The 21,679-nt window shown below is 35.7% G+C and carries 19 protein-coding genes; 12 read left to right on the plus strand and 7 right to left on the minus strand.

Going from position 1 to position 21,679, the window contains the following annotated elements; genetic code table 11:
- The first annotated feature begins 1 nt into the window (after position 1).
- Positions 2–289: an ArsR/SmtB family transcription factor gene (locus AC1DMU_RS21520; protein ID WP_000081429.1), complete on the plus strand. Its 288-nt coding sequence runs from the start codon at positions 2–4 to the stop codon at positions 287–289.
- 191 nt (positions 290–480) lie between these two features.
- Positions 481–660, plus strand: a complete 180-nt coding sequence (locus AC1DMU_RS21525; protein ID WP_000382688.1) for an acid-soluble spore protein H — start codon at positions 481–483, stop codon at positions 658–660.
- A gap of 43 nt (positions 661–703) precedes the next feature.
- Here the strand turns inward: AC1DMU_RS21525 and AC1DMU_RS21530 are convergent, their stop codons facing one another.
- Positions 704–2,053, minus strand: a complete 1,350-nt coding sequence (locus AC1DMU_RS21530) for a peptide MFS transporter (RefSeq protein ID WP_476941562.1) — start codon at positions 2,051–2,053, stop codon at positions 704–706.
- 379 nt (positions 2,054–2,432) lie between these two features.
- Positions 2,433–3,398 (minus strand): ABC transporter substrate-binding protein, encoded by a 966-nt coding sequence (locus tag AC1DMU_RS21535; protein WP_088061825.1) that lies wholly within the window; start codon positions 3,396–3,398, stop codon positions 2,433–2,435.
- Positions 3,399–3,570: 172 nt separating this feature from the next.
- On the opposite strand from AC1DMU_RS21535, the gene AC1DMU_RS21540 reads away from it, so the two are divergent.
- From AC1DMU_RS21540 to AC1DMU_RS21550, 3 genes are read left to right on the plus strand one after another with little or no spacing between them, the layout of a single operon-like run.
- On the plus strand, positions 3,571–4,575 hold the full coding sequence (locus AC1DMU_RS21540; protein WP_088061827.1) for a FecCD family ABC transporter permease: 1,005 nt from the start codon (positions 3,571–3,573) through the stop codon (positions 4,573–4,575).
- Positions 4,572–5,630, plus strand: a complete 1,059-nt coding sequence (locus AC1DMU_RS21545; protein ID WP_088061829.1) for a FecCD family ABC transporter permease — start codon at positions 4,572–4,574, stop codon at positions 5,628–5,630. Before AC1DMU_RS21540 ends, AC1DMU_RS21545 begins: the two co-directional genes overlap by 4 nt.
- Positions 5,631–5,642: 12 nt before the next feature.
- Positions 5,643–6,464 (plus strand): ABC transporter ATP-binding protein, encoded by an 822-nt coding sequence (locus tag AC1DMU_RS21550; RefSeq protein ID WP_088061831.1) that lies wholly within the window; start codon positions 5,643–5,645, stop codon positions 6,462–6,464.
- Between the two features lie 31 nt (positions 6,465–6,495).
- Here the strand turns inward: AC1DMU_RS21550 and AC1DMU_RS21555 are convergent, their stop codons facing one another.
- The gene (locus tag AC1DMU_RS21555; protein ID WP_088061833.1) at positions 6,496–7,227 is read right to left on the minus strand and encodes a class I SAM-dependent methyltransferase; all 732 of its coding nucleotides are present in this window, start codon (positions 7,225–7,227) and stop codon (positions 6,496–6,498) included.
- Between the two features lie 213 nt (positions 7,228–7,440).
- Here AC1DMU_RS21555 and AC1DMU_RS21560 point away from each other — a divergent pair, with 213 nt between their 5' ends.
- The 3 genes from AC1DMU_RS21560 to AC1DMU_RS21570 are packed head-to-tail and all read left to right on the plus strand — an operon-like array spanning position 7,441 to position 10,123.
- Positions 7,441–8,631, plus strand: a complete 1,191-nt coding sequence (locus AC1DMU_RS21560) for a glycine C-acetyltransferase (RefSeq protein ID WP_000095914.1) — start codon at positions 7,441–7,443, stop codon at positions 8,629–8,631.
- A 44-nt stretch (positions 8,632–8,675) separates the two neighbouring features.
- Positions 8,676–9,641: an L-threonine 3-dehydrogenase gene (locus AC1DMU_RS21565; protein ID WP_000723143.1), complete on the plus strand. Its 966-nt coding sequence runs from the start codon at positions 8,676–8,678 to the stop codon at positions 9,639–9,641.
- 59 nt (positions 9,642–9,700) lie between these two features.
- Positions 9,701–10,123 carry an NUDIX hydrolase gene (locus AC1DMU_RS21570; RefSeq protein ID WP_088061835.1) on the plus strand — a complete coding sequence of 141 codons (423 nt, stop codon included), beginning with the start codon at positions 9,701–9,703 and terminating at the stop codon, positions 10,121–10,123.
- A 39-nt stretch (positions 10,124–10,162) separates the two neighbouring features.
- Here AC1DMU_RS21570 and AC1DMU_RS21575 read toward each other — a convergent pair whose 3' ends face one another.
- From AC1DMU_RS21575 to AC1DMU_RS21585, 3 genes are all read right to left on the minus strand, one after another.
- Entirely contained in the window at positions 10,163–12,046 is a 1,884-nt protein-coding gene (locus AC1DMU_RS21575; protein WP_088061837.1) for a vWA domain-containing protein, read from the minus strand.
- Positions 12,047–12,049: 3 nt separating this feature from the next.
- Positions 12,050–12,943, minus strand: coding sequence for an ATP-binding protein (locus tag AC1DMU_RS21580; protein ID WP_000892965.1), 894 nt, complete (start codon positions 12,941–12,943; stop codon positions 12,050–12,052).
- 127 nt (positions 12,944–13,070) lie between these two features.
- Entirely contained in the window at positions 13,071–14,600 is a 1,530-nt protein-coding gene (locus AC1DMU_RS21585; protein ID WP_060487013.1) for a cardiolipin synthase, read from the minus strand.
- Positions 14,601–14,989: 389 nt separating this feature from the next.
- Between AC1DMU_RS21585 and AC1DMU_RS21590 the strand changes: the two genes are divergently transcribed.
- Positions 14,990–15,331, plus strand: a complete 342-nt coding sequence (locus tag AC1DMU_RS21590; protein WP_088061839.1) for a cobalt transporter — start codon at positions 14,990–14,992, stop codon at positions 15,329–15,331.
- Between the two features lie 486 nt (positions 15,332–15,817).
- Positions 15,818–17,521, plus strand: a complete 1,704-nt coding sequence (locus tag AC1DMU_RS21595) for a putative bifunctional diguanylate cyclase/phosphodiesterase (RefSeq protein ID WP_087983374.1) — start codon at positions 15,818–15,820, stop codon at positions 17,519–17,521.
- Between the two features lie 31 nt (positions 17,522–17,552).
- Here AC1DMU_RS21595 and AC1DMU_RS21600 read toward each other — a convergent pair whose 3' ends face one another.
- Positions 17,553–18,950 (minus strand): amino acid permease, encoded by a 1,398-nt coding sequence (locus AC1DMU_RS21600; RefSeq protein WP_088061841.1) that lies wholly within the window; start codon positions 18,948–18,950, stop codon positions 17,553–17,555.
- A gap of 449 nt (positions 18,951–19,399) precedes the next feature.
- Between AC1DMU_RS21600 and treR the strand changes: the two genes are divergently transcribed.
- Both treR and treP read left to right on the plus strand, forming a co-directional pair.
- A complete protein-coding gene (gene treR / locus AC1DMU_RS21605; protein ID WP_088061842.1) occupies positions 19,400–20,110 on the plus strand; it encodes a trehalose operon repressor in 711 nt (236 codons plus the stop codon).
- A gap of 140 nt (positions 20,111–20,250) precedes the next feature.
- Positions 20,251–21,678: a PTS system trehalose-specific EIIBC component gene (gene treP / locus AC1DMU_RS21610; protein ID WP_476941563.1), complete on the plus strand. Its 1,428-nt coding sequence runs from the start codon at positions 20,251–20,253 to the stop codon at positions 21,676–21,678.
- The last annotated feature ends 1 nt before the right edge of the window (position 21,679 follow it).

Consider the following 21,679-nt stretch of genomic DNA (forward strand, 5'->3'; position numbering starts at 1 on the left):
TATGAGCCAAAATCAATTCGAATGTCGTATTTCAGAAGAAGATGTACAAATGTTAAGAGCGTTAGCGCATCCGTTACGTTTACGCCTAGTAATGGAACTAATGCAACGTGGAACTTGTAATGTAACACAATTACAGGAAGTGTTAGAAATTCCACAATCAACGGTTTCGCAACATTTAACGAAATTAAAACAAAATAAAGTAGTGCGCTTTGAAAGACGAGGACTAGAAGTGTATTATCAAATTCATAATGATAAAGTAAGTGAAGTTGTAAAAACATTATTTTCTTAAAATTTGAATATTATGGAAAAAGACGTGTGGGATATACGTCTTTTTTTATTTGTCAGAAAGGTGATATGAGAGTAAATGTTAGCATGTAAGGAAGAAAAGGTTATCAATTAACATGTTGTTATATGGAATATATTCTAAAGGGAAAAGAAAAGATAGAAAGGAGTGTAGTAAGGAAAAGGAGGAGTAGTAGTATGGATGTAAAACGTGTGAAACAAATCTTATCTTCTTCAAGTAGCATTGACGTTACATATGAGGGCGTACCAGTATGGATTGAGAGCTGTGACGAGCAGAGTGGAGTTGCTCAAGTGTATGATGTATCTAATCCTGGAGAAAGCGTTCACGTGAACGTGACGGCTTTAGAGGAGAAGTAATAGAAAAGACGCTTCTAAATGTTTAGAAGCGTCTTTTTATTTCCTATTCCATCATATGTGCAATTTTCTTAGAGAACATAAGAAGTACTAATCCTAGCACGATTACGATAACACCGATGCTTGCGAATACTTCTAAATATCCTAAAGATTGAGTGAAGGCAGCTAATTGTCCTGCTAATAAGTTTGCGAAGCCAGTACCAGCTAACCATACACCCATTAATAATGATGCTAATTTAACAGGAGCGATTGCACTTACCATAGATAATCCGATTGGTGATAAGAATAATTCACCGATTGTATGGAACATGTAAGTGAATACAATGAATAGTAAGTTTGCTTTCATTGCAATATTACCTTCATCGCTACCAGTTTTTAATACAGCTAAAGTTAGAACTAAATATCCAATCCCTAGTAAAATCATACCAAATGCCATTTTTGTTGGGATTTTTAAGTCACCATTTTTCGTTTTTGAAAGTTTAATCCATAATGCAGAAACCGGTAATGCTAGTAAGATAATGAATAGTGGGTTTACAGATTGGAACCAAGGTGTTGGAATTGTAAATCCACCAATTGTACGATCCACGAACTTATCTGTGTAAAGTGTTAAAGAACTACCAGCTTGTTCAAATCCTGCCCAGAAGAATACAACGAAACAAGTTAAAATTAAAATTGCAGTAGTACGTTTTTTCTCTTGTGTTGTTAAAGGTTTTTTCTCAATTGCTTTTGCATTTTTTTCTTTAGACTTTTTACCGACAACAGTTGTTCCGATAGATCCTAAGTAACGAGGTGCTAAGAAATTAAAAGCAAGCTGTCCAATGATCATACCGATACAAGCTGTTAAGAAACCGTATCTATAATCTGCGAAGTAACCGCAAATGAATGGAGCGATAAGAGCCCCTAAGTTAATTCCCATGTAGAAGATAGTGAAGGCACTATCACGACGAGAGTCGTTTTTGCTATATAATTKACCTAATAAAGTCGAAATATTTGGTTTGAAGAATCCGTTACCAATAACTAATAATCCTAATCCTAAAAATAGTCCAGTTTTAGTGTTCATTGAAAATAGTACAAAGTTACCAATTGCCATAATGATACCACCAATAGTAATGGCATGGCGTTTCGTAATGAAATGGTCAGTTAACCAACCACCAATAATCGGAGTGAAGTATACTAACATTGTGAAAATACCGTATATTTGTACAGCAACTGCTTTATCAAATCCTAAACCGCCGCTTACTAAGCTCGTTGTTAAATAAAGAACTAATAAGCCACGCATTCCGTAATAACTAAATCTTTCCCATGCCTCTGTAAAGAACAACAAATATAATCCTGGTGGATGTTTTTTTGGTGATTGTTGCTCTCCAGCTTTGTCTAATTTTAAAGCTGCATCCATGTTTGTTTCCCCCTAATCCTGTATAACGGATATTTATGTAATTATTTTAATTCACAAAATATTTAGAAGTCAATAGAATTATATGGAAATAGAAAGAAAATTTCTAAAAAATCTATTTTTCTTCAACCGTTACTGTATTTTTCCCTGAAAACTAGATAATAAGCGTTTTCAAATGTAATAATTGAATTCTAAAAGAAAATAAAATAGTGATTAATCAGAAAATTTAGATTAAAATATTTATTCTGATATAGAGAAAATATATTCTATTTACTTTTACAATATAACATATTGAGAATAAAAATACAAAATGAAATAATGTGACATTTAAGTGAATTGAAAAATAACCAGCTCCATAGAAGGGGAGCTGGTTAAGGAAATATTATTTAACAAAGCGTTTTTCGATATCATCTAATAGTAGGTTAGCAGCCATTACACCACCAGCTGTATTCCAAATAACGTCATCAACTTTGTATGCTTTACCATTTTTCACTGCATTTAAATTTTTAAATAGCGGATCATTGATATATTCTTTTTCTAATTCAGAGCCTTTTTTCTCATTTCCTTTATCGAATGTGAAGTAGAATAATACGTCGCCATCCATTGCAGAAATACGTTCTTTAGACACGTTACGCTCTGCAAAGTCGTCTTTATTTTGGTCACCAGGGCGTTTAAATCCAAGCTCTTTTAAAATAACACCAGAGAATGTATCACCATGATAAATACGAACATCACCAGGCATGAAGCGGACCATAGAGATTTCTTGATTTACTTTATCGCCTAGTTTAGCTTTTAAATCTTGCATACTTTTATCGTAATCAGCTAAAATCTTTTGACCTTCTTTTTCTTTATTTAATGCTTTTGCATAAAATTTGAAGTTATCTTTCCATTCACCACGTAGCGTCTCAGAGAACACAGTAGGTGCAATTGCTGTTAGTTGCTCGTACACTTTTTCGTGACGCATTTTGTTACCGATAATTAAGTCTGGTTTTAAAGAAGCGATTGTTTCCACGTTCACTTGTCCCTCATCACCAACAACTTTTACATCTTTCATTTTATCTTTAATATGTGGATACCATGGATCCCCAGTCCAAGATTTTACAGCCCCAACTGGTTTCACACCTAGTTCAAGTAAAGCTTCAGTTCCTTCATTTGTTAAAATGACTACACGTTTTGGATTAGCAGGAACTTCTGTTTTACCCATTGCGTGTTCCACCGTAATCATTTCTTTTTTTGTATCTTCTTTTGTTTCCTCTTTCGTATTTGATTTTCCACAAGCACTTAAAAGTAATGAAAAGGCTAGTAAAAATACAAATACTGTAAACGATTTCTTTCGTGTTAAATTCATTATGTACCCCCTACATACTGAGAAGTTTTTTCAATAGCAAGCATGATATTAAGCTTTTATCTTTTGATTGTCAATACATATCAATGAAAATAGTTCTCATTATCGTTGACAATGAGAATTAAGTTGAAATACACTTACAACGTATCATTATACATTGAAGGGGAAACGCTGCATGTTATTAAAAACAAATCAAGCAAAATGGATTGGATTATTTGTTGGAATCATTGCAGTCATTATTTGTATTTGGGGAAGTATTATTTTCGGATATACAAATACGAGCTGGAAATTAGCGTTAGATGCTTTTTTTCATTTTAATGGTTCCAATGAACATATTATTATTCAAAATGTGCGTTTACCAAGGGCATTAATTGCAGCTAGTGTTGGTGCTAGTTTAGCCATTGCCGGTTGTCTTATGCAAACTTTAACGAAGAATCCACTTGCTTCTCCAGATTTTATTGGATTAAATTCAGGTGCTGCTTTCTTCATAGTTGTAGCAATTGTTATTTTTTCCGTGACATCATTATCAGCTTTCACGTGGATTGCCTTTTTAGGGGCAGCAATTGCAGCTGTGCTCGTATTTGCTTCTAGTTCTTTAGGAAAAGAAGGGACGACGCCTCTTAAGTTAACGTTAGCAGGGGTCGCAATTAGTGCGTTATTTTCATCATTAACGCAAGGATTACTTGTGTTAAATGAAAAAGCGCTTGAAGAAGTACTGTTTTGGCTTGCCGGATCCGTGCAAGGAAGAAAGTTAGAAATTTTACAATCTGTATTCCCATATTTATTAGTAGGCTGGATCGCATCTCTTATGATGGCAGGGAAAGTAAATACAATAATGATGGGGGAAGACGTTGCAAAAGGACTTGGACAAAGAACGATTTTAATGAAATCATTCGTACTATTTATTATTGTCCTGTTGTCTGGTGGTTCAGTTGCAGTCGCTGGTCCGATTGGATTTATTGGTATTGTTACTCCGCATTTTGCCAGATTTCTTGTTGGAGTAGATCACAGGTGGAGAGTACCGTATAGCGGATTGTTAGGTGCAATACTATTAATCTTAGCTGATATAGCAGCAAGATATGTCATTATGCCACAAGAAGTACCAGTAGGGGTTATGACAGCGTTTATCGGGGCACCATTCTTTATTTATATTGCACGTAAGAGAGGGCTTAGCAAATGAAGAAGTATATTCCGTTTCGTATAGGAAAAGGTGGGCTCTCGTTTTTAATGTATAAACGAGCTTGTCTCGTCTTATTCAGTTTACTAGTTGTTTTAATAGGAGTATTTTTTGCGAGTGCAGGTATGGGAGACATGAAAATTCCTCCGTATGATGTATGGCAAGCGATTACTGGAAATGGCGATGCAATGTCAAATATGGTTGTAAACAAGTTTCGTATGCCGCGTATTTTGATTGCCATCCTTGTAGGAATCGCACTTGCTGTAGCAGGATGTATTTTACAGGGTCTCGTTCGAAATCCACTGGCTTCTCCTGATATCATCGGGATTACAGGTGGTGCAAGTGTTGCAGTTGTATTATTTTTAGCTATATTCAGTGATAAAAATAATGCGCTAACCGTAAGCATTCATTATATGCCGTTAGCAGCCTTCGCTGGGGCAACGATTGTAGCGCTTTTTGTATATTTATTTGCATGGAGAAATGACGGATTATCACCGATTAGTCTTGTTTTAATTGGTGTTGGTTTTTGGGCATTAACGAAAGCGGCAACGACTTTGTTTATGTTGTTAGCGCCAATTTATCAAGCGAGTCAAGCGAATGTATGGATTACAGGTACTGTTTACGGCTCTTCATGGCAAAACGTTATGGTGCTTGCGCCGTGGGTTCTCATTTTAACGGTAATATCATTTATAGCTGCTAGACATTTAAATGCACAAGAGCTAGGGGATGATATTGCGGTAGGACTTGGTGTTCCTTTAACGAAGTCACGCGTATTCATGTTATTACTGAGTACAGCTTTAATTGGTGGCGCAGTTGCCTTTGCCGGAGGAATTGGGTTTGTCGGTTTAATGGCACCTCATATTTCACGAAGACTAGTTGGTTCTTTATACGGTGCATTACTCCCAGTTGCGGCTATTGTTGGTGCAATTTTAGTACTTGCTGCAGATTTAATTGGGCGTACAGTTTTCACACCACTTGAAATTCCAGCAGGGGTATTTACATCAGCAATTGGTGCACCTTATTTTATTTATTTACTTTATAAAAGTCGGAATTCATAAAGGGAGATGAATATGCAAAGAGCATTGGAGACGAAACGTTTGACGTTGTCTTATGGTGAAACAATTATTATTGATGAGTTGAATTTAGAAATTCCAAAAGGCGAAATTACAATCTTTATCGGTTCTAACGGTTGCGGGAAATCAACTTTATTACGTTCACTAGCTAGATTATTAAAGCCAACAACGGGTGACATTTTGTTAGATAATCAAGCCATTCAAAGTATGCAAACGAAGCAAATCGCTCGTCAAATGGCAATTTTACCGCAAGGACCGCAAGCGCCAGAAGGACTTACAGTATTGCAGCTTGTAAAGCAAGGACGTTATCCATATCAAACATGGCTGAAGCAATGGTCAGAAAAAGATGAAGAAATGGTACAAAGAGCACTTGCAGCAACAGGTATGACAGAATTTGCTGAGCGTGATGTGCATGCTCTTTCAGGTGGACAACGTCAACGTGCTTGGATTGCAATGACGCTTGCACAAGATACAGATATCATTTTACTGGATGAGCCTACTACATATTTAGATATGACTCACCAAATTGAAGTGCTAGATTTATTATTTGAATTAAATGAAACAGAACAAAGAACAATTGTTATGGTATTACACGATTTAAATTTAGCATGCCGTTATGCAGACAATATTGTTGCCATTCAAGATAAACAAATATATGCACAAGGTAAGCCGGAAGAAGTAGTGGATGAGAAGCTAGTACGTGATGTGTTCCGAATGGAATGTCAAATTAGTACGGATCCGTTATTTGGGACGCCACTTTGTATTCCGCATGGAAAAGGAAGACGTGTACGTAAAGAGGTTGCTCAGGCAATGAGATAATAAAAAAGTCGATGATGATTCATCGTCTTTTTTATTTTTCGCAAGAGAATAGTAGGAAGAGGGGAATTCGTAAACGTCGTTCATATTCTTCTTCGCTCTGAAAATAAGTTTGATTTGGTGTAGCTTCTTTTATATTTGTAATCGTAAATCCAGCTTGTTGTAATAATGTAAAATATTCTTCCGTTGTACGATGATATTTAATAACTTCTTGATCAATCCAAGGTTCAACGCGTTTTCCCATTTTAAAATAATCATCGACGAGCCAGCTTGTTCTTTTTCCGCTCGTTTGCAAGCTTTCAAATGAAGAAGTAATAACAGGGTGTTGAACACTAAAAGTAAAGGTTCCATTTGTTTTTAAAGCTTCGTACACATTTTGAAAAATGATAGGAAGATGTTCAATATAATGTAAGGCGAGTCTAGACGTTACTAAATCAAAAGTAGAAGGAGGGTATGTGTAGTCTTTGAGGTTTAAACAATGGACGGTTCCATTTTTATTTTCTAGTTGTTTTTTAGCTTTTTCATACATAAGTTCGGAGCCTTCAATACCAGTGTAAGAGTGGCAGCCATTCTCTAATAATTCCTCGCCAAACTTGGCGTCACCGCAGCCTAAATCGAGGATTTTCTTTCCTTTCACATCACCAATGAGTTGAAAGAAGGCTGGTTTTTCAAGTGATTCATTTGGGCTATTTTCTCGGTATCTTCGTTTCATATATTGTTCAAAAAATGCTTCGTTATTATATACATCAGATTCAGTAAATGCCATGATTGAAGCCCCCTTAAATATTTTTTTTATTCTACCAAATATGAAAAGTAAATGATAGATTTCTTGTAATGAATCATATATAATCTAGAATTGTAAGCGGTTACTTTAAACTATTTTTCTATAATAAATTCTAAAAACGTGTTAAGCTAGTAGAGGGATTATTAGAACTATTAAGACAATAATCCGCTTACATGAACGATGGGAGGCTTCACAATGTCTAGTAAAACACTTGCGAAATTTTTAGAAGAAAATTTAGAGGATTTAAAATCAAAGGGGCTTTATAACGTAATTGATCCGCTTGAGAGTTCAAATGGACCGATCATTACAATTGGCGGAAAAGAATATATTAACTTATCTTCAAACAACTATCTTGGATTAGCAACAGATAGCCGTTTGCAAGAAGCAGCAATTGGTGCAATTCATAAGTACGGCGTTGGAGCAGGAGCTGTTCGTACAATTAACGGTACTTTAGATTTGCATATTAAATTAGAAGAGACAATTGCAAAGTTTAAACATACAGAAGCAGCAATTGCTTACCAATCAGGATTTAACTGTAATATGGCAGCGATTTCAGCCGTTATGGATAAAAATGATGCGATTCTTTCAGACGAATTAAACCATGCTTCTATTATTGATGGTAGTCGTTTATCAAGAGCGAAAATCATCGTTTATAAACATTCTGATATGGAAGATTTACGCCAAAAAGCAATCGCAGCGAAAGAATCAGGTCTTTACAATAAATTAATGGTAATTACAGACGGTGTCTTCTCAATGGATGGAGATGTTGCAAAATTACCAGAGATTGTTGAGATTGCAGAAGAATTAGATTTAATGACATATGTAGACGATGCACACGGTTCAGGTGTACTTGGAAAAGGTGCAGGAACTGTAAAGCATTTCGGTCTATCTGATAAAGTTGATTTCCAAATTGGTACATTATCAAAAGCAATTGGGGTAATTGGTGGATATGTAGCAGGGAAACAAAACTTAATTGACTGGTTAAAAGTTCGTTCACGTCCATTCTTATTCTCCACAGCATTAACACCAGCTGATGCAGCTGCATGTATGCGATCAATTGAAATTTTAATGGAAAGCACAGAGTTACATGATCGTCTCTGGGAAAATGGCCGCTATTTAAAACAAGGGTTAAAAGAACTTGGCTTTAACATTGGAGAAAGTGAAACGCCAATTACACCTTGTATTATTGGTGACGAAGTATTAACACAAGAATTTAGTAAACGTCTAAATGAAGAAGGCGTATATGCAAAATCTATCGTGTTCCCAACTGTAGCTAAAGGAACAGGACGCGTTCGTAATATGCCTACAGCAGCTCATACGAAAGAAATGTTAGATGAAGCAATTCGTAAGTATGAAAAAGTAGGAAAAGAAATGGGCATCATTTAAGTAACGACATCTTTTGAATAGCTTGCAAATGAGGAGTGGGGAAAATGAAAAAAATTCTAGTAACCGGTTCTTTAGGGCAAATTGGTTCTGAATTAGTAATGAAACTTCGTGATGTATACGGTGCATCAAATGTTATTGCAACAGATATTCGTGAAACAGATAGTGAAGTAGTAACGTCTGGTCCATTTGAAACGTTAGATGTAACAGATGGACAAAAACTACATGATATCGCAAAGCGTAATGAAGTAGATACAATTATTCATTTAGCAGCTTTACTTTCAGCAACAGCAGAAAAAAATCCGTTATTTGCTTGGAATTTAAATATGGGTGGACTTGTAAATGCATTAGAAGCAGCTCGTGAATTAAACTGTAAGTTTTTCACGCCAAGTTCTATCGGTGCATTCGGTCCATCAACACCGAAAGATAATACGCCACAAGATACAATTCAGCGTCCTACTACGATGTATGGGGTAAACAAAGTAGCAGGAGAATTACTATGTGATTATTATCATCAAAAGTTTGGCGTTGATACGCGCGGTGTACGTTTCCCAGGTTTAATTTCTTACGTAGCTCCTCCAGGAGGCGGAACAACTGACTATGCAGTTGAAATTTATTATGAGGCGATTAAAAAAGGCACATACACCTCATACATTGCAGAAGGAACATACATGGATATGATGTATATGCCAGATGCTTTACAAGCGATCATTTCATTAATGGAAGCTGATCCAAGTAAACTTGTGCATAGAAACGCGTTCAATATTACAGCAATGAGCTTTGAGCCAGAGCAAATCGCAGCATCCATTCGTAAACACATCCCGACGTTTACAATGGATTACGCTGTAGATCCTGCTCGTCAAACAATCGCTGATAGCTGGCCGAACTCTATTGACGCAACAGCAGCAATGAACGAGTGGGGCTTTAAAGCAGAATACGATTTAGACAAAATGACAACGGACATGTTGGCTAAGTTAAAAAAAAAGTTCACAGCTGAGTTAGTGATGAATTAATAGGAAGGGTCGATTCTTAGGAATTGGCTCTTCTTTATTTTTTGAGGGAGAGAAGTCTTATGCAAAGAGTTGACGTTGTATATGCACTAATACATGATGAAGAAACAGATAAAATATTAATGGTACATAATATAGAACAAAACGTTTGGTCACTGCCGGGTGGGGCTGTGGAAAAAGGTGAAATATTAGAGGAAGCACTAATAAGAGAAGTGAAAGAAGAGACAGGTTTAACTGCCGTGGCAGGTGGACTTGTTGCGATCAATGAAAAATTCTTTGAAGCATCAGGGAATCATGCGATACTATTTACATTCCGAGCAAATGTAGTAAAGGGTGAACTGATTGCGGAAGATGAAGAAGAAATTTCTGCAATAGAGTGGGTGGATCGAACGATCGCAAATGAACGATTTCCATTCTACGATGGAGGATTCGAGGCATTATTAGAAGTAGCCATTCCATACAAGTTTCAACCAGAAACAAAGTGATTGAAAGAAAAAAACAGGAGCGAAAACGCTCCTGTTTTTCTATTCAATCGTCTTCAGTAGTAACTTTTTCAATAGTGGTTTAATCTTCAGACGTAAATCTTCAGCGTGATTTGCAACTAAGAAGTGATGGTTATAAATGTTCTTCATTAATTGATAAGTGGCTTCTTTCGCTTCGCCTTCTTCGATGAAGATTCCGATTACTTCCATACCACTTTTACGAGCAAGTTTGACAGCTTCATGCGTATCTAAAATACCGTCTTGTTGATAGTCTAGCGCAGAAGGCTCACCGTCTGTAAAGACAAGTAAGAATTTATGTTTTTCTGGTCTTTTCGCAAGCTTTTCGGAAACGATACGAATAATATACCCGTCGCGGTTATCTTCTTCTTCGCGAAGTTGCATAATTTCTGGACCGACGTTTGGTAACGTTGAGTTTTTATACGTAACAACTTCATGGATAACGTTCGGCTTATCCTCAGGCTTAGCACTAGAAGCATCTTCCCAAAATCCGCTAATAGCGTGCGGGATTTTTAAAGATTTCAACGCTTCATGGAATAGGACCACACTCTTTTTCGTTTCTTCCATCTTGTTATACATAGAACCAGAGCAGTCCACTAGTAATTGGAATGCAACGTCAAGTTCTTGTGATTCTTGTCCTTTTTTATAAAACATGCGCGGCTGCTTTTCAGTATAAATACGAAGGAATTTCTTACGAAGTCTTCCGTAATATTTATCACTATTTGCATTCGTTTTATTTTCAATCGTTTTTTCGATAATTTTCTTTAATTCTTTTACATCTTTATTAACGACTGATTTGATAGCTTGGTAATCCTTTTTTTCATCAGGATTTGATTTGCGAGCTTCTTTAAATATATGAGAAGCACCAACGTTATACTTACCGTATGCACCCTCGTTTTGGCTAGAAGCGTGTGAAGCTCTTGCTTCTTCTGTATCAGTGCCATCAAAGTTGGATTGTGTACTTTTTTGAGAAGTACCTTGCACAGAACCAAGTGCTTGGTCGCCATCTTCTGATTCACGAGCAGTATCGCCCATCATGTTTGTTTTTGTTCCGCTTTCTAATTCAAAGCGTAAAAAGTTCTCGTTTTCGTTATTTTTATTTTCACGATGCCATGTGGAGAAACTTTCATCCATTTTGTTTTTATTTTCATCGTCATCTATGAGCTGCGTATCATCATTTGCTAAATCTTCGACGCGACAGTTCTTTTCGTCTGCAATGACAGATAAATAAAGTGGAGCATGTCCGAAATAATTATTAAGCATATCACTTTCAAGAAGTTCCTCTAAGCGATAGCGAATTTTTTCAACGATATACATAATGTCTTCTGTATTACGAGCTTGGAATGTTTCATGCAAAATTGCTTCAATTTGCTCGAAATATTCATTATTAAACATTTCATATTTATCGCTCGTTAATGAAAGATAGCAGAGACAAAATAGACGATCACCGTGATAGTTACGAACACGATTGATTTCATTTTGTGAACCAAAGTAATTGCGATACATTTCTTTTCTTCTTTTAAAAACATGCTTTGTGCCAGGGCGTAAGTTTTTTACGATTTCCTCAACACGTAAATCTTCTAATAGAACAAATAATTGTGTTAAAAACTTTTTTAAGGGTGATTCTTGTAATTCAATCGCATAAGAACGAATTAAAGTCATGTCCGAGTAATGTTTATTACCAAGTGCTTTTAAAAACACTTCGCTTTTTAATCCGATTACTGTATCCTCTTCTTTTCGATCATCCCAAAAGTGACTAATGACAACCTTTTTTTCAATTTCGTCGTAGTATGCTTTATAGCCATACTCAAGGTAGGCATCGTCTTCTTTTAGAAGAGCATACATTAAGTTTTCCATTTGTAGAAACAGCGACGCATCAATTTTTTTGTCACTAAAAATTTGTCTCATGAATTATCCCTCAAAGAAATAACTTTCTGCTAATTCACGGACAGTCATTTGTTCTGTTTCATCGTTTAATTTTGCGATAATACTACGTTCAATTGCACGCATAACAGGAATATATACACCTAAATCACATGCGTCGATAATGCCACGAATACTTGCTGCTTCTTCACTTACACGTCCGTCACGAGCTAAAGGCATAAGGTCGCTTGCAAATGCAACGAACTTTTCAATTGTTGCAACATCATTTAATTTTGATTCAGATAGTAATAGTTCTTTTAATGTATCACCTTGAATGTATGGAACTTCAATAATAACGAAACGGTTTTTTAATGCTTCGTTTAGTTCACTTGTTCCAACGTAACCTTCATTAATTGCTGCAATTACACGATACTCGTCATCGCCATATACAACCTCTTGTGTAAATGGATTTGTAATCATTTTACGGTAATCTAATGCACCGTGAAGAAGTGGTAACGTTTCAGGTTTTGCCATATTGATTTCATCAATATATAGGAAATGACCGTTCTTCATTGCTTTCATAAGAGGGCCGTTAACGAATGTAACTTCAGATGCGCCATCTTTCGTTTGTAGTGTGTTGTATCCTAAAATACCTTCTACATCTAGGTCAACAGAACAGTTAATGCTATGCATTGGTTTTTGGAATAAAGAAGAAAGAGTTTCAGCTAGTACTGTTTTACCACTACCAGTCGGCCCTTTTAATAGAATGTTTTTGCCAAGAAGAAGCGCTGTAATAGCATCTTCAATAATGCTGTTATCAGATGCTTTATATATTTTCTTTCCAATTAAATGTGCATTTTCACCAGCTTCTTGTTTATTTTTTTCGTGAATGGTTGAGAGCTGTTGTTTTAAATCAGCATGTATATGAAATTGTTCTAACATGTATTTCCCACCTAACATTATTTTCATAAAGTAATACATCTTATGATAACTTGTTTTAATATGGTATGCAAAGAAAAGGAGAGAGGGGAAATGGAAAAGAAAAAGCAATCAATGTTACATTGATTGCTTACAGTAAAGGAGAAATGAGTCGCATGAAAGACTCTAATATTCGTTTTTTGATACTTCTTTTTTGGAATGCGTTCCATTTAATTTCAGTGGAATGCTTAAAGTCGTCTTCAAAATCATGTTTAATATCATGAACGGTTTCTGATTCATATAGTACGCTAATAAGTTCATAATTTAATTCAAAGCTGCGTACGTCCATATTTGCCGTTCCAATTGTCGCGATCTTATCATCAACGAGTACAATTTTTGCATGCATAAAACCATCTTTATAACTATAAATGGAAGCACCAGCTTTTAAAAGCGGAGTGAAGTAGGACTGAGATGCTTGATCACTAATAATACTATCACTTTTACCAGGATATAAAATGCGTACATCTATGCCAGATATTGCACTTAAACGTAATAATGTTAAAGTTTCTTGATCTGGAATAAAGTAAGGTGTAGCGATCCAAATCGATTTTTTTGCAGATCCCATAACAGCTAATAATGTATTGCGAATGCTTTTATCATCTGAGCTTGGTCCGCTCGCTACAATTTGCACAGCACCTTCTGCATTTGAAATTTCTTTACCTGGGAAGTATTGTCTATTCATAAATTGATCCCAAGAATAAGTATTCAACCCACTAGATGCATAGAGCCAATCCTCTAGAAAGATTGCTTGTAATTTATATAACGCTTTCCCTTCTATTTTTAAATGGCTATCACGCCAAATGGGGAATTTTTTTGAACGACCAAGATATTCATCACCGACGTTGAGTCCACCAGTAAAACCGATTTCTCCATCTACAATAACGATTTTACGGTGGTTACGATAATTGACTGTTTCAAGTAACCAAGCTGAAAAAATAGGGTCAAATTCTACAATTTCGATCCCAGCTTCTTTCATAGGTTTTAAAAAGCGTCTTCTTAAAGTGTTACTTCCGAGTCCATCATAAAGAAAGCGTACAATAACACCAGATTTTGCTTTTTTTATTAAAGCATCTCGAACTTTCGTACCAATCTCATCAGATTTATAAATATAGTATTGAATATGTATGTGATGTTTTGCTTGCTCGATAGCTTGCAAAATTTCTGAGAATGTTTGATCTCCATTTGTTAAAAGTTTTGTCGTCGTTCTATCTGCGGCAGGCCCGCCTCCAAATTTTTGTACGACTTCTGTTAAATGTACAGAACGTTCATGTAAGGGGACTGTGAGTGCTAATTCTAGTCGTCTTCCTTCTAATATTTCACGGAATAATTTTCTTTGTTCTTCTGAACGATGGAGATGTTTTTTTCTTCTCCAACGGCTACGACCGAAAATAGAGTATAAAAGCACCCCTATAACGGGAAGAAGTGCTAATACTAAAAACCACGCTAAGGTGCTTTGAGGAGACCTATTTTCGATGAAAATAACGAATGAAATTCCTATGATTGTGATGGACCAGAGAGCGCCGACAAATGTATATAACGAAATAAATGATGTATTTAATAGGAAAAGAACGATAGATATAATTACAAATATTGATAGTAATTGAACGATAGGCTTCTTCATTTCTATAAAATTCCTCTAATCTTTCTTAAGTATAGACCTCTTATATAAAAAGGTATAATCCGACATTCTTATTATAAAGTGTTTTGTTTTTTTTACAAAATATAGACATTTTCTCCATGCTTTCCGCATTTGTCCTACATACATTATATTGTGACGTTATTATCCAGCTATTTGCTGGTTAATAAACAGTGTAGGAGGGACAAAACCCTTGCCCTTTATATAGGAAAGGGGATAACCATATCATGGATTTGTAGCAGGTGCATGATGAAGACCAGGATATAGTTATCTTTATTACGCGGATTCTTCTTAATTATATAGGTTACTAACAAGGTCCGTACTATCCATACAATACCTATTAAGATGAGAAAATGGAAAAGGAGAGGGGAAACATGAATTATATAGAAAATAACGGATTGTATTATCGTAATCATCATCCTCATGGAGGGCACAACCATAACGGCGGACATCACCATCATGGAGGGCACAATCACTATGATCATCACCACCATCACGGAGGCGGATGGGGCTGGGGGGGCGGCTCATGGGGCGGCGGATTTTTCCCAGGAAGTTTTGCTGGAGGCGTGTTAGGTGGACTTACAGCTGGCGCATTAACGGGTGCAGCAAGTGGAGACTACTATCCAGCACCGTACCCAGTAACTTATCCAGCGCCATACCCAGCACCATATCCAACTCCATATCCGGGGTATCAGCAATTACCATATCCTTATTAAACTAAAAAAGAGGCTTTCCTCTTTTTTTAGTTTAATAAAGTATTTATAAAATATTTCCAAAATAAAGGTGAAAATATGTTAATATTTTGTTATTGTAATTCAAAAACATATATACTAATTTTAACTTTTATATTATTATCCGTGAATAGTTGTATAGTGTGCTCGAAATTCTATTTCGCTAGTAAAGTAAAGAGGTTAGATATGAGCGGGATTAATAGGGAATAGGCATTGTATAGAGCTAGCTATAAAGGAATGTAAGAGAATGAATTATAATAAAGTAAGCTAATTATAGCGATAAGAAACTACTATTTATAATTGAAACGGTATTATATTGCTTTTTATTACAAATAATATTATGTTATTTTAATCGGCATATTTCAAAATGTGATGAATGCAAATAGCTATTATTAAGAAATGAAATATCTCTATTTCTATGAAGAGAAACAAGTTGTGTTTTAGTCAGATAGGAAGCAAGGAGAGATGCGCATGCTAGAACAAAGAGGTCATGCATTATATGACTCTTCATTGCGAGATTTAAAGTTAGCATTAGATGAGTCTTCAATTGTTGCGATTACAGACCGAAATGGTCTTATTACATATGTAAATGATAAGTTTTGTGAAATCTCCAAATATACACGAGAAGAGTTAATAGGAAAAGATCATCGTATTTTAAATTCAGGGTATCACCCGAAAACATTTTTTCAAATTCTATGGAAGCGTATTTTGAACGGAAAAGTATGGAGAGGTGAGATTCGAAATCAAGCAAAAGATGGGACGTATTATTGGGTTAAAACAACAATTGTTCCGTTTTTAAATGAAAAAGGAGAGCCGTATCAATTTATCGCGATCCGAAATGATATTAGTAGTAGGAAAGAAGCAGAACAGAGGTTGCGGTTAAGTGAAAGTCGTTATAGGGAGCTTGCGTATCATGATGCTTTAACGAGTTTACCGAACCGATTGCAGCTAATAACGACTGTAAACGAGATGATTGCAGGAAAAAAAGAATTTGGTATGATTTACTTTGATTTGGATCGTTTTAAATTAGTAAACGATACGCTAGGTCATATGATAGGGGATTTACTTTTAAGCGAAGTTGCTTCACGGTTGCATTATGTGCTAGGAGAGAAAGACGTTCTGGCTAGGCTGGGTGGCGACGAATTTGTGCTGTTAACAAAAAATCATAAACAAGATGAAATGAGGCAGTTAGCAACATCTGTGTTGTCATGTTTTCAGGCCCCATTTATGCTTGAAGGTCATGAAGTATACATTTCAGCTAGTCTAGGACTGTGCGCATATCCGCAAGACGGGCAAGATGTAGAAACTCTATTGAAAAATTCGGATTTAGCCATGTATAGTGCGAAAGAACAAGGCAGAAATGCCGCGTGTTTCTTTACAGATGAGTTACGTGCGAAAATAAATCGTAGAATGAAAATTGAATTCGCTTTGCAAAAGGCAATCCGTGATGAAGAATTAGATGTGGTACTGCAGCCTATTATTGATTTGAAAACGAAGAAATATACCGGTATTGAGGCTTTAGCACGTTGTTCGACAGAAGAAGGGCCTATTTCGCCAGGCGAATTTATTCCAGTAGCTGAAGAATCTGGACTTATTATAAAATTAGGAGACTGGGTATTAGAAAAGTCATGTCGCTTGTTTAAAACATTGCCAGATTACGAAGAAGGACTAAAGTTATCTGTTAATTTATCCATACAACAATTAATGCAAAAGCGTTTTATTATATCTGTACGTAGCATTTTAAGGAGAACTGGCTTTCCACCGAATCGTTTAATTTTGGAAGTAACGGAAAGTATCGCTGTTCGCCATTTTGATTATATTATTGCTACATTACAAGAATTAAGAAATATGGGTATTTTAATTGCTTTAGATGACTTTGGAACAGGTTATTCTTCCTTATATTATTTAAAGCAACTGCCACTGGATATAGTGAAAATTGATCGTAACTTTATTCGTGAATTTCATTATGATCACGCACAGCCAGAGCGAACGATTGTAAAATCTGTTATTGAAATTGCCCATAGCTTAAATTTAGCAGTAGTTGCTGAAGGAGTAGAAACAGTAGAGCAAGAAAGTTTATTACAATCTATGGGCTGTGATTACGTCCAAGGATTTTATTATGCGAAACCTTTATCTGTAGGAGAGTTAAAAGAAAAGTTAATTACAGATTTTTAATAAAAAAGAGAAGCTGGTAGCTTCTCTTTTTTTAATTCGTTTTTTGTGAGTTTTTCATGAGTACTGGATAAAGAATAAGACCTAATACGAACAATCCAATTCCTAAGAAGAACGTTTTTAAATCAGCAGTTCCGGTTTTGATAACCCAAATAGAGTATACAAATGCTAATGTGGTAATGATCCCATCCTTTATTCGAGAGCCAGGCATTATATCATACGTTTCTCCTGTAATAACCAATTTGAATTGGTACAGCGTAGAAACAAGGTATGGAATTAAATAAGCTAATGTTGCTACAACGATAGCGAAATTATAAGCTTCTGATACGGTACCAGAAATCGTTGAGAATAAGAAAATTTGCGTCATCACATTTGTAATAAATAATGATTTTGAAGGACTACCTTTTTTATTTGTTTTCGCGAAAAACTTAGGGAAAAGTCCATTCTTGGCTGCCTGGTAAGGTACTTCTGAACTAACAACGATCCAGCCAACTGTAGATCCAAATAAAGATACAAGTGCAAGTAAAGCCATGATATAGGCACCTTTATTGCCAATTGCTAAATTTAATGCGTCTACCAATGGTTTTTGAGATTCTTTTAAAGCATCTTGCGAGAGAGCTCCCATTGTAAGTAAAGTAATTGACATGTAAATAAGAAGAGCGATAATCAACCCGAAAATGGTAGCTTTTTTTACATCGCGCTGAGATTTTGCACGGTTAGAAAGCATTACAGCAGATTCAATACCGATAAATGCCCAAAGTGTTGCGATAGCAGCTGAATTGATTTGTCCACCTAACGAAATTGATTGCCCTGTTTCATTCATAAATGTTTGACCGTCTCCGAAATTAGAGGCATTGAAAATGAATAATGTGATTACAATAAACATTGTAAATCCAATAATTTTTGCAATGGTAGCAAGAAGATTCATATTTCCAGCTCGGTCAATATTTTGAGAAAGAATATATTGAATTCCCCATAACATAAGGCTACATACGAGGAAAGTTAGTCCTTTTCCGAGTTCTAGTGAAAATCCGTTCGTTGAAAAAAGAATTTGCTTACTTTGTAACACTGGAAAGAATGTTGATAAATATCCAGCAAAGGAAATAATAACAGATGCGGTTGCAGCCCAGTTCGCAGCCCAATAGCCCCATGCCATACTATATCCTGCAACTTTACCCGCTTTTTTTGAAGGGAACATCGCTTGAGCATAACTTTGTGGTCCAGCTTTTAATTCTGGTTTTCGGATTGCTAAATTTCCAAATACGAGTGCAATCATAAATACGCCAAGGCCTGTAATACTCCATGCGAGTGTAGAACCCATTGGACCTGATACGTGTGCTAAATTTGCTGGGAGCATAAATACGCCACCGCCAACCATATTTCCGATTACAAAAGCTGTTAAAATCCATAATCCCCATTTTTTCGTTTCCATTTTTGTTAACTCCTTTGTAGTAAGTTTTGCTTAAACATCATTTTTTACTAGCTTTTTGGCAATAAAAAAAGAGCCATGTAGATAAAAAATACCTACATGGCTCTTCGCCTAACGTAGGTACAACGGGAATAACCCTTGTACCTACGCGTAATTTTTCCGCTAGGTTTCAAGGGTTACGTATGATGATGATGTTTTTGTGCAAATGTAACTACAATTGTTGTATAAGTAAGCATAGTTCTTTGCTCCCTTTCTCCTCTGATTTTGAAGTTAGTATACTACATGTTTTTTTGAATGAAAAGAAAAATATAAAAATTTTTATAAAAATACGTTTTAGAGATTAAATATTTACCTGTATTTTTCCTATACTGGAAAATAAGTGAGAGATTGGCAGAAGAGTGTAGCATGGTATAATACATATAGAATTAGAAGGTGACAAGGGGCTATTGTAGATGATGAGTAAGTATGAACAAATTTATACAGAAATCAGTAAGTCTATTGATAATAAGCGATTAAAAGAGGGATGCAAAATCCCATCCGAAACTGAATTAATGAAGCAGTATGAAGCAAGCCGCGGTACGGTAAGAAAAGCTGTAGATTTATTACAAGAGCGTGGATATGTTCAAAAAATACATGGAAAAGGTGTTTTTGTTTTAAAGCGAAAAAACATTGAATTCAACTTTGGTGGTATTGTAAGTTTCCAAGAAGAAAATGAACGTTTAGGACGCCATTGTATTACAGAAGTCGTGGAAATGGAGAAAGTAAAAGCGACAAAAGAAGTTGCAAAGCTATTAAATGTGAAAGAGAAAACAGAAATAGATCATATTAAACGAGTACGAAATATTGATGGAGAAAAAGTAATTTTGGATATTAATCATTTTGTATCGGAATATATTCCTGGATTAACGAGTGAAATTGCAGCGGAATCCATTTATAAATACATCGAGAAAGAATTAGGTCTTCATATTAGTTACTCACAGAGGGTAATTGAAGTGCAGCCATGTACAGAGGACGATAGAGAGTATTTAGATTTAAATGGAACAGACTATGTTGTCGTTGTGAAAAACTTTACGCATTTTTATGATGGAAGTCAGTTCGAATATACAGAATCACGCCATCGTTTAGATATTTTTCATTTTTCGGATGTGGCGCGGAGAAAATAAGGAGATGGAACGAAATAACGTTTCATCTCTTTTTTTATAAAAAAATCACAAACTCGTATATACGAGTGTTGACTAACTTATATATACGAGTTAATATGTAATTGTAAACGGTATCAAAAAAAGAAAAGAGGGACGGGAATATGGGGAAAGACTATCGTCAAACAGCAGAGGAAGTGTTGCAGTATATTGGTGGAAAAGACAATATTGAACAAGCTGCGCATTGTGTAACGAGGCTCCGTATCGCTTTAAAAGATGAAAGTAAAATAGATAACGATAAATTACAGTCTGTTTCATTAGTGAAGGGAGCGTTTCATAACGCTGGAGTATTTCAAATTGTAATCGGTCCAGGAGATGTTGATCGAGTTTATGCCGAATTGATAACGCTTGCAGGTATGAAGGAAGCGACAGTAGCTGATGTAAAAGATTCTGGAAACCAAAAGTTAAATCCAGCTCAAAAGTTTGTAAAGGTATTTTCAGATGTATTTATGCCGATATTACCAGCCATCGTAACAGCTGGTTTACTAATGGGAATTAACAATCTATTAGGGGCAAAGGACTTATTTTTTGAAGGTAAAAATTTATTAGATGTGTATCCAAACTTAAGTGGGCTTTGGGATTTAATTAATATGATGGCGAATACAGCATTCGTATTCTTACCAGCGCTTGTCGGTTGGTCAGCAACGAAGCGTTTTGGTGGTAGTCCGATATTAGGGATTGTTATGGGATTAATGCTTGTGCATCCAGCCTTATTAAACGCGTGGGATTATGGAAAAGCAGCGACTGGTTTAGATGGACAAAAGATTGAGTACTTCGATATTTTAGGATTATTTCAAATTGAAAAGGTAGGGTATCAAGGTCAAATCTTACCGGTTTTAGTAGCAGCATTTGTATTAAGTAAAGTGGAAATCTTCTTAAAGAAACATGTACCAAATGCAATTCAATTATTAGTTGTACCAATTACAACGATTGTCGTAACAGGTGTGTTAGCATTAGGAATTATTGGTCCAGTTACACGTCATATTGGAGATTTATTAACAGCTGGGTTAGTAGGTGTATATGAAACAGTACCAGTAGTTGGAGCAATATTGTTTGGAGCATTATATGCACCGCTTGTAATTACAGGTATGCATCATATGTTTATTGCTATCGACTTACAATTAATTGCACAGCACGGTGGTACATTCATTTGGCCAATGATTGCTCTTTCTAACATTGCGCAAGGTAGTGCGGCATTTGCGATGTTCTGGATTTCTAAAAATCAAAATGATAAAAGCATGGCATCTACATCAGCAATCTCAGCATATTTCGGTATTACAGAGCCAGCTATGTTTGGTGTAAACTTACGAAATAAATTCCCGTTCTATGCAGCGATTATAGGATCGGCTATTGCAGCTATATTTATTACGTTAAATGGTGTATTAGCACCTGCTATTGGAATTGGCGGATTACCAGCATTTATTTCTATCATTCCGAAATCGATTCCAATGTTTATTGTAGGAATGATTATCGCGATTGTAATCCCATTTACGTTAACATGGTTATTTGCAAAACGAGTAAAACAGAAGTAGG

The sequence above is a fragment of the Bacillus sp. 01N45 genome, assembly GCF_056399205.1.

Bases quoted from the DNA above. Each gene is read 5' to 3' on its own strand.
- AC1DMU_RS21520 (WP_000081429.1), top strand. From the start codon at position 2: ATGAGCCAAAATCAATTCGAATGTCGTATTTCAGAAGAAGATGTACAA.
- AC1DMU_RS21595 (WP_087983374.1), top strand. From the start codon at position 15,818: ATGCTAGAACAAAGAGGTCATGCATTATATGACTCTTCATTGCGAGAT.
- AC1DMU_RS21570 (WP_088061835.1), top strand. From the start codon at position 9,701: ATGCAAAGAGTTGACGTTGTATATGCACTAATACATGATGAAGAAACA.
- AC1DMU_RS21585 (WP_060487013.1), bottom strand. From the start codon at position 14,600: ATGAAGAAGCCTATCGTTCAATTACTATCAATATTTGTAATTATATCT.
- AC1DMU_RS21525 (WP_000382688.1), top strand. From the start codon at position 481: ATGGATGTAAAACGTGTGAAACAAATCTTATCTTCTTCAAGTAGCATT.
- AC1DMU_RS21560 (WP_000095914.1), top strand. From the start codon at position 7,441: ATGTCTAGTAAAACACTTGCGAAATTTTTAGAAGAAAATTTAGAGGAT.
- AC1DMU_RS21550 (WP_088061831.1), top strand. From the start codon at position 5,643: ATGCAAAGAGCATTGGAGACGAAACGTTTGACGTTGTCTTATGGTGAA.
- AC1DMU_RS21580 (WP_000892965.1), bottom strand. From the start codon at position 12,943: ATGTTAGAACAATTTCATATACATGCTGATTTAAAACAACAGCTCTCA.
- AC1DMU_RS21535 (WP_088061825.1), bottom strand. From the start codon at position 3,398: ATGAATTTAACACGAAAGAAATCGTTTACAGTATTTGTATTTTTACTA.
- treP (WP_476941563.1), top strand. From the start codon at position 20,251: ATGGGGAAAGACTATCGTCAAACAGCAGAGGAAGTGTTGCAGTATATT.
- AC1DMU_RS21540 (WP_088061827.1), top strand. From the start codon at position 3,571: ATGTTATTAAAAACAAATCAAGCAAAATGGATTGGATTATTTGTTGGA.
- AC1DMU_RS21545 (WP_088061829.1), top strand. From the start codon at position 4,572: ATGAAGAAGTATATTCCGTTTCGTATAGGAAAAGGTGGGCTCTCGTTT.
- AC1DMU_RS21565 (WP_000723143.1), top strand. From the start codon at position 8,676: ATGAAAAAAATTCTAGTAACCGGTTCTTTAGGGCAAATTGGTTCTGAA.
- AC1DMU_RS21600 (WP_088061841.1), bottom strand. From the start codon at position 18,950: ATGGAAACGAAAAAATGGGGATTATGGATTTTAACAGCTTTTGTAATC.
- AC1DMU_RS21555 (WP_088061833.1), bottom strand. From the start codon at position 7,227: ATGGCATTTACTGAATCTGATGTATATAATAACGAAGCATTTTTTGAA.
- AC1DMU_RS21590 (WP_088061839.1), top strand. From the start codon at position 14,990: ATGAATTATATAGAAAATAACGGATTGTATTATCGTAATCATCATCCT.
- treR (WP_088061842.1), top strand. From the start codon at position 19,400: ATGATGAGTAAGTATGAACAAATTTATACAGAAATCAGTAAGTCTATT.
- AC1DMU_RS21575 (WP_088061837.1), bottom strand. From the start codon at position 12,046: ATGAGACAAATTTTTAGTGACAAAAAAATTGATGCGTCGCTGTTTCTA.